This window comes from Nitrospirillum amazonense (genome assembly GCF_029594735.1).
Taxonomy (GTDB): domain Bacteria; phylum Pseudomonadota; class Alphaproteobacteria; order Azospirillales; family Azospirillaceae; genus Nitrospirillum; species Nitrospirillum amazonense.
Genome location: NZ_JARPAF010000002.1, coordinates 1,034,283 through 1,040,414, shown reverse-complemented (window position 1 = coordinate 1,040,414; position 6,132 = coordinate 1,034,283). Strand labels below are relative to the sequence as shown.

The 6,132-nt window shown below is 68.1% G+C and carries 8 protein-coding genes; 2 read left to right on the top strand and 6 right to left on the bottom strand.

Going from position 1 to position 6,132, the window contains the following annotated elements:
- Window positions 1-90 precede the first annotated feature (90 nt).
- From P5F91_RS10890 to wrbA, 6 genes are all read right to left on the bottom strand, one after another.
- On the bottom strand, window positions 91-990 hold the full coding sequence (locus P5F91_RS10890; protein ID WP_145613230.1) for a polyprenyl synthetase family protein: 900 nt from the start codon (window positions 988-990) through the stop codon (window positions 91-93).
- A 30-nt stretch (window positions 991-1,020) separates the two neighbouring features.
- Window positions 1,021-1,272 (bottom strand): exodeoxyribonuclease VII small subunit, encoded by a 252-nt coding sequence (locus P5F91_RS10885; protein ID WP_145613231.1) that lies wholly within the window; start codon window positions 1,270-1,272, stop codon window positions 1,021-1,023.
- A gap of 157 nt (window positions 1,273-1,429) precedes the next feature.
- Window positions 1,430-2,359, bottom strand: a complete 930-nt coding sequence (locus tag P5F91_RS10880; RefSeq protein ID WP_145613232.1) for a histone deacetylase family protein — start codon at window positions 2,357-2,359, stop codon at window positions 1,430-1,432.
- Between the two features lie 109 nt (window positions 2,360-2,468).
- Entirely contained in the window at window positions 2,469-2,705 is a 237-nt protein-coding gene (locus P5F91_RS10875; RefSeq protein WP_145613233.1) for a sulfurtransferase TusA family protein, read from the bottom strand.
- The gene (locus P5F91_RS10870) at window positions 2,702-3,088 is read right to left on the bottom strand and encodes a DUF423 domain-containing protein (RefSeq protein ID WP_145613234.1); all 387 of its coding nucleotides are present in this window, start codon (window positions 3,086-3,088) and stop codon (window positions 2,702-2,704) included. Before P5F91_RS10870 ends, P5F91_RS10875 begins: the two co-directional genes overlap by 4 nt.
- A gap of 142 nt (window positions 3,089-3,230) precedes the next feature.
- Entirely contained in the window at window positions 3,231-3,833 is a 603-nt protein-coding gene (gene wrbA / locus P5F91_RS10865) for an NAD(P)H:quinone oxidoreductase (protein WP_145613235.1), read from the bottom strand.
- A 198-nt stretch (window positions 3,834-4,031) separates the two neighbouring features.
- On the opposite strand from wrbA, the gene P5F91_RS10860 reads away from it, so the two are divergent.
- Window positions 4,032-4,994, top strand: a complete 963-nt coding sequence (locus P5F91_RS10860) for a LysR family transcriptional regulator (protein WP_145613236.1) — start codon at window positions 4,032-4,034, stop codon at window positions 4,992-4,994.
- Between the two features lie 664 nt (window positions 4,995-5,658).
- Window positions 5,659-6,126, top strand: coding sequence for an SUF system Fe-S cluster assembly regulator (locus P5F91_RS10855; RefSeq protein ID WP_145613237.1), 468 nt, complete (start codon window positions 5,659-5,661; stop codon window positions 6,124-6,126).
- Window positions 6,127-6,132 lie beyond the last annotated feature (6 nt).

Here is a 6,132-nt window from a genome sequence, read left to right as displayed (position 1 = left end):
GCGCAGCGCGCGCAGGCGCTCAGGCGTCGGACACTGGTCCAACAACGGGGTCTTCGTCGCCATTCATCGGCTCCCAATCAAACTTTTCTTTTAAGACCGCCGATCCACAACGAAGCGCGCCACCGCCTGCAACATCGACGCCCGGCCCTCGAAAATCTCCAGATGCCGCGTGGCCTGGTCAGCCAGCCGGCCGGCCTGATCGCGGGCCCGTTCCAGCCCCAGGATGGACACGAAGGTCGCCTTGCCCGCCGGCTTGTCGCGGCCCACGGACTTGCCGGTCTCGGCCTCCGTCCCTTCCACGTCCAGCAGATCGTCGGCGATCTGGAAGGCCAGGCCCAGATCGTGGGCGTAAGCCTGCAGGGCATGGAACTGCGGCGGCGAGGCCCGGCCCAGGATGGCGCCGGCCGTGGCGGCGAAGGCGATCAGCTCGCCGGTCTTCATCCGCTGCAGCCGGGTGATAGCGCCGATGTCCAGGGTCTGGGTTTCCGCGATCAGGTCCAGCATCTGGCCGCCCACCATGCCCCGCGGGCCGGAGGCCTTGGCCAGGGCCGAGACCAGGGCGCAGCGCACCCGGGGATCCTCATGCGTCTCCGGGTCGGTCATGACCTCGAACGCGGCCGTCAGCAGGGCATCGCCCGCCAGGATGGCCGTGGCCTCGTCGAACTGGCGATGCACCGTGGGCCGGCCGCGCCGCAGGCTGGCGTCGTCCATGGCCGGCAGATCGTCGTGGATCAGGGAATAGCAGTGGACAAATTCCACCGCCGCCGCCACGCGCAGGGCGCAGGCCGGACTGACACCGAACAGGCGGGCGCTTTCCATCACCAGGAAGGGCCGCAGCCGCTTGCCCCCGCCCAGGCAGCCGTAGCGCATGGCCTCATACAGCTTGGCCTCCGCCATGCTGCTGCGGGGCAGCAGGATGTCGATGGCGGTCTCCACCTGTTCGACGGTGTCCGCCATGGCGGCGGTAAGGGTTTTGGGCAGGCTGGGCATCAGGGCATACTCGGGCGAAAGGGTACGGGCTTAATCGATGCGGGCCGGTTCCATGCCCACCGTTCCGTCACCGCCCAGGGTGATGCGGTCGACCTTTTCCTGGGCCTCCCGCAGCTTCCCTTCGCAATGGCGCTTCAGCAGGGTGCCGCGCTCATAAAAACCGATGGCGTCGTCCAGCTTGGCCTTGCCGTCCTCCAACTGGCGCACGATGCGCTCCAGCTCACCCAAGGCGTCCTCGAAACTCATGGCCTTGATATCGGCCGGCAGGGTCAGTTCAGTCATAGGGTGTCCACATCAACGCTTGGAACGGCAAAACGGCAACGGCGCCAGCGGCGCCGTAAATCACAGGCAGGCGACTGTAGGACCGGGCGGCACCCCGCCGCAAGCATCCTGGCCGGGAGGCTGCCCTATCATGGGCGGGGACTTGGCGTCCCGCCCCTCAAATCTCCATCAGCGTGCCCACATGGGCGGCGACGCAGGACGCCAACGCCGTCGGATCATAGCCCCCTTCCAGCGAGGAGACCAAGCGGCCCCGGCAATGACGGTCGGCGATGGCCCCGATTTCGGCCGTCGCCCAGGCGAAATCATCCTCGACCAAGGCGAGGTCGGCCAGCGGGTCGGCCCGGTGGGCGTCGAAACCGGCGGAAATGAAGATAAGTTCCGGAGCGAAAGCGTCCAGGGCCGGCAACAGCCGCGATGTCATTCCGGCGCGAAATTCCGCGCCGGTGGAACCCGCGCGCAACAGTACGTTCACCACCGTGCCGTAATCCCCCCGGTCGCCCAGGGCCCCAGTGCCGGGATAGAGGGGCCATTCATGGGTGGAGCCATAGAACAGGTCTGGGTCATGTTCCGCCAGGGTCTGGCTGCCGTTGCCGTGGTGCACGTCGAAATCGACGATGGCGACGCGGCGCAGGCCGTGGGCAAAGCGCGCATGCTCCGCCCCGATGCCGACATTGTTGAACAGGCAGAAGCCCATGGACTGCCCCGGCTCGGCATGGTGCCCCGGCGGGCGGATGGCGCAAAAGGCGTTGCGCACCTCCCCCGCCATCACGGCGTCCACGGCGGCGCAGACGGCCCCGGCCGCATGCAGCGCCGCCTCGAACGAGCCGGGGGACAGGACGGTGTCGCCGTCCAGCGACACGATGCCGGTGATGGGGGTCGCGGCCTGCAGGCGGGCCACCAGGTCGGGGGTGTGCACCCGTTCCACCTGGTCCAGCGTGGCGCGGGGCGCCTGGCGGCGGTCCAGGTATTGGAAACGCTCGGCATCCAGCGCGCGCAGCACGGCCGACAGGCGACCGGGGTTTTCCGGATGGCCCGGCCCCGTCTCATGTTCCAGGCAGGACCAGTGGGTGAACAACGCCGTCGCCATGGTGACCGTTTCCTCGCATGCCCGCTTATTATTAAGCCGGCATCATCACCGATGCGGCCGGCCGGCCGCCAGTGCCTTACCGGCGGCCGCTGCCGAAGAATGATCCAAATCAGGCCGGACCAGCCCGGCGTATCGTGAAGGTCAGCACCCCGTCCACCTCATCGGCGGACAGCAGGGCGTGGCCGGCCGACTGGCAGAAGGCGGGCACGTCGCGCCGGGCGGCCTGGTCGGTGGCCAGCAGGGTCAGGACATCCCCCGGCGCCATGGCCATCAGGGCCTTGCGCGCTCGCAGGACCGGCAGGGGGCAGACCAGACCCTTGGCGTCCAGGCTGCGATCCCCGCTCATCGCGGCGCCTTCACGGCGGCGGCGGCCAGGAACAGCCAGCCCAGGATGAAACTGAAGCCGCCCAGGGGCGCCACGGCCCCCAGCGCGCTGGGGCCCCACCACCCCAGACCATAGAGCGCGCCGCCGAAAAGGACCGCGCCCAGCAGGAACAGCCAGCCGGCCAGGGTCGCGAAAGATCGGTGGAGCAGATGCCCACCCAGCGTGGTGGCCACGGCGGCTGCGACATGCATCAGTTGATACTGGCTGGCGGTCTGCCACAGGCCCACGGCATGGGCGTCGCGCACGGCCGCCAGGCCGTGGACGGCATAGGCGCCGGCCGCCACCGCCAGCGCGCCGATGATACCCGCGATCGCCACCCGCAGCCGGGCATCCGCAGTGAGCATTCCCCTATCCCCTTCGCATTCAAGACGGTGGGCAGGATATGAGACGGCGGTGCCGGAACCGCAAGCGATCCTTGAAAAAGCGAACGGGCCGCCCCGGTAAGGGACGGCCCGCCGTTGAATTAAACAGTCTGAGCCAGACCGATCAACCGGCCAGCTTGGCGGCGATACCCGCCACGTGGGCGCCCTGGAAGCGGGCGCCGGCGAGCTCGTTCTCGCTGGGCTGGCGCGAGCCGTCGCCGTTGGCGATGGTGGTGGCGCCATAGGGGCTGCCGCCCGTCACCTGGGAATTGTCGGTCTGGCCCTGGAAGCTGTAGGGCAGGCCCACGACCACCATGCCCTGGTGCAGCAGCGTGGTGTGGAAGGACAGGATGGTGCTTTCCTGGCCGCCATGCTGGGTGGCGGAGGATACGAACACGCTGCCGACCTTGCCGATCAGGGCGCCCTTGAACCAGAGGCCGCCCGTCTGATCCAGGAAGTTGCGCATCTGCGAGGCCATCATACCGAAGCGGGTGGGCGTGCCGAAGATGATGGCGTCGTACTGCGGCAGCTCATCCACCGTGGCGATGGGGGCCTCCTGGTCCAGCTTGATGCCGGCCTTCTGCGCGACCTCGACCGGAACCAGTTCCGGCACGCGCTTCACCACCACCTCGGTGCCGGGCACGGACTTGGCGCCCTCGGCCACCGCCTTCGCCATCGTCTCGATATGGCCGTAGCTGCTGTAGTAGAGGACGAGAACCTTGGCCATTGCCATCTCCATCAATCGGTTGAACCGGGCTGTTTGGACCGGGGCGCCTGGTGCGTTTCGGACCGCGCGGCGTTGCGATGGACGAACCATAGCCGTGTTCCGCGTTGCGGATAATCCGGCGGCTAGGCATAAAATTGTTCCGCGCCCCGCAACAATCCTGGCACCGGCTCTCGAGGACTGACGCATGGACCGCCCCACATGGACCGCCTAGACGACATGGCCCTGTTCGCCCGCGTGGCGGAGACCCGCAGCTTCACCGTGGCGGCGGCCAAGCTGGGCCTGTCCCGTTCCGCGGCCAGCCGGCGCATGACGGAGCTGGAGGCACGGCTGGGCGCCCGGCTTCTGAACCGCACCACCCGGCGCATCAGCCTGACGGAAGCGGGGGAGACCTATCTGGTCCGTGTGCAACAGATCCTGGCCGATGTGGACGAGGCCGACCGCTCGGTCGCCAGTCTGCAGGCGGCGCCGCGGGGTGTCTTGAAGGTTGCCGCCCCCATGAGCTTCGGCATGCAGCACCTGGGGCCGGCCATCGCCGACTTCCTGTCCGCCTTCCCCGACATCGAGGTGGAGATGGACCTGAATGACCGCTTCGTCGACCTGGTGGACGAGGGATACGACGTGGCGGTGCGCATCGGGCAGTTGAAGGACAGTTCGCTGGTGGCCAAGCGCATCTGCCCCGCCCGGGTGGTGCACGCCGCCAGCCCGGCCTATCTCACCCGCCGGGGCGTGCCCCGTGCGCCCGAAGATTTGGCGCAGCACGATTGCCTCATCTACACCAATCTGCCGCAGGGGGCGCTATGGCCGTTCCGCGTCACGCCGCTGACCCCCGGGGCGCCGCGGGGCGGCAACCACGACCCCGACGCCGCCACCCGCCTGGTGAAGGTCAACGCCCGCCTGCGTGCCAACAACGGCGACGTGCTGCTGGAGGCCGCCTGCGCCGGCGTGGGCATCGTGGCCCTGCCCACCTTCATCTGCGGCAAGGCCCTGGCGGAGGGCCGGGTGGTGCCCATCCTGCAGGAATGGGCGGTGACGCGCAGCGCCATCAACGCCGTCTTCCCCGCCAACCGCCACCTGTCGTCCAAGGTCCGCGTCTTCGTCGATTTCCTGGCCGACCGCTTCGGCCCCAACCCCTATTGGGATGTGGGTTTGAAGCTGGGTTGAATAAAATTGAGAGCCGACGGAGCGAAGCGACAAGCCCGCGACCCGATTTAAACATAAGGGGGGGCGCCGGACCTTTCCGGGGAGCGTAGCGGACTGAAAAGGGAGGGGAAGCCAAGCGGGCGGATGCCCGCGCCCGGCGCCTGAGGGCGCACAAACAAACCCTCAGAATTAAAAACGGCGGATCAGGTTTGGGCCCCTGAGGGCATCCATCCTGGTCCGCCGTTTTTTCTCAGTCGGATGGGCAAAAGCCTCGAAACCGCATCCAGGGCGGCCGCTTTGCCGCGATAGATCCGACCGTGTTTCCGGACGTCCCACCATGCCGGGGGTTTCGTTCGGTTCAAGCGCGGGCTATGCCGCCCGCCTCCTGAAACGAAGCCTGCGCTTAAGGGCCCACGAGGTCAAACGCCCATCGCTCATGCCGCAGAGCAGCGGCCGCCCGCCCAGGACATACCGGGTTAACAGACGCCCCGCCGCGTCCTTGACCTTACGCCTCCGGGGTACTCCGCCAGCGAACCCGCTATTGCTGCAACCCGCCCATCCGGGCGGTTCATATGCCGCAAAACATCCTCGCTTGACATGGAAAGGGGAGTGGCTACTTAAAGGGTACTGATTTGGTCCGGATTGCCGGACCGGATTTTCACCCAGGCGCAGGACCTCAAACCACGTGATCCGGCTGAGCAAATTGACGGACTACGCAGTCGTGGTGATGACCGCGATGATCCAGGGCGACGGCGGCCCGCATACCGCCATCTCGCTCGCGGAGCGTACCGGCCTGCCGGCCCCCACCGTGTCCAAGATCCTGAAGCTGCTGGCCCGCGACGGCCTGATGGCCTCGCACCGGGGTGCCACCGGCGGATACCGCCTGGCGCGCGCACCGGAGGCCATCAACGTCGCCCAGATCATCGCCGCCATCGACGGCCCCATCGCCCTGACCGACTGTGTCGAGGGGGCGGCCGGGGCCTGCGGGGTGGAGAGCCTGTGCCCCCGCCGGGGCAACTGGGACCGGGTGAACCGCGCCGTTCGCGGCGCGCTGGAAAGCGTCAGCCTGGCCGACATGGCCCGGCCGTCGTTCCCCGACCCTGTCCTGCCCAAGGCGGCGCCGGCACTGTCGGCCACCGCCGACGCTATTTGATTTCGA

Excerpts from the sequence above, each read along its gene's own strand:
- P5F91_RS10890 (WP_145613230.1), bottom strand. The coding sequence starts at position 990 with ATGCCCAGCCTGCCCAAAACCCTTACCGCCGCCATGGCGGACACCGTC.
- P5F91_RS10885 (WP_145613231.1), bottom strand. The coding sequence starts at position 1,272 with ATGACTGAACTGACCCTGCCGGCCGATATCAAGGCCATGAGTTTCGAG.
- P5F91_RS10880 (WP_145613232.1), bottom strand. The coding sequence starts at position 2,359 with ATGGCGACGGCGTTGTTCACCCACTGGTCCTGCCTGGAACATGAGACG.
- P5F91_RS10875 (WP_145613233.1), bottom strand. The coding sequence starts at position 2,705 with ATGAGCGGGGATCGCAGCCTGGACGCCAAGGGTCTGGTCTGCCCCCTG.
- P5F91_RS10870 (WP_145613234.1), bottom strand. The coding sequence starts at position 3,088 with ATGCTCACTGCGGATGCCCGGCTGCGGGTGGCGATCGCGGGTATCATC.
- wrbA (WP_145613235.1), bottom strand. The coding sequence starts at position 3,833 with ATGGCCAAGGTTCTCGTCCTCTACTACAGCAGCTACGGCCATATCGAG.
- P5F91_RS10860 (WP_145613236.1), top strand. The coding sequence starts at position 4,032 with ATGGACCGCCTAGACGACATGGCCCTGTTCGCCCGCGTGGCGGAGACC.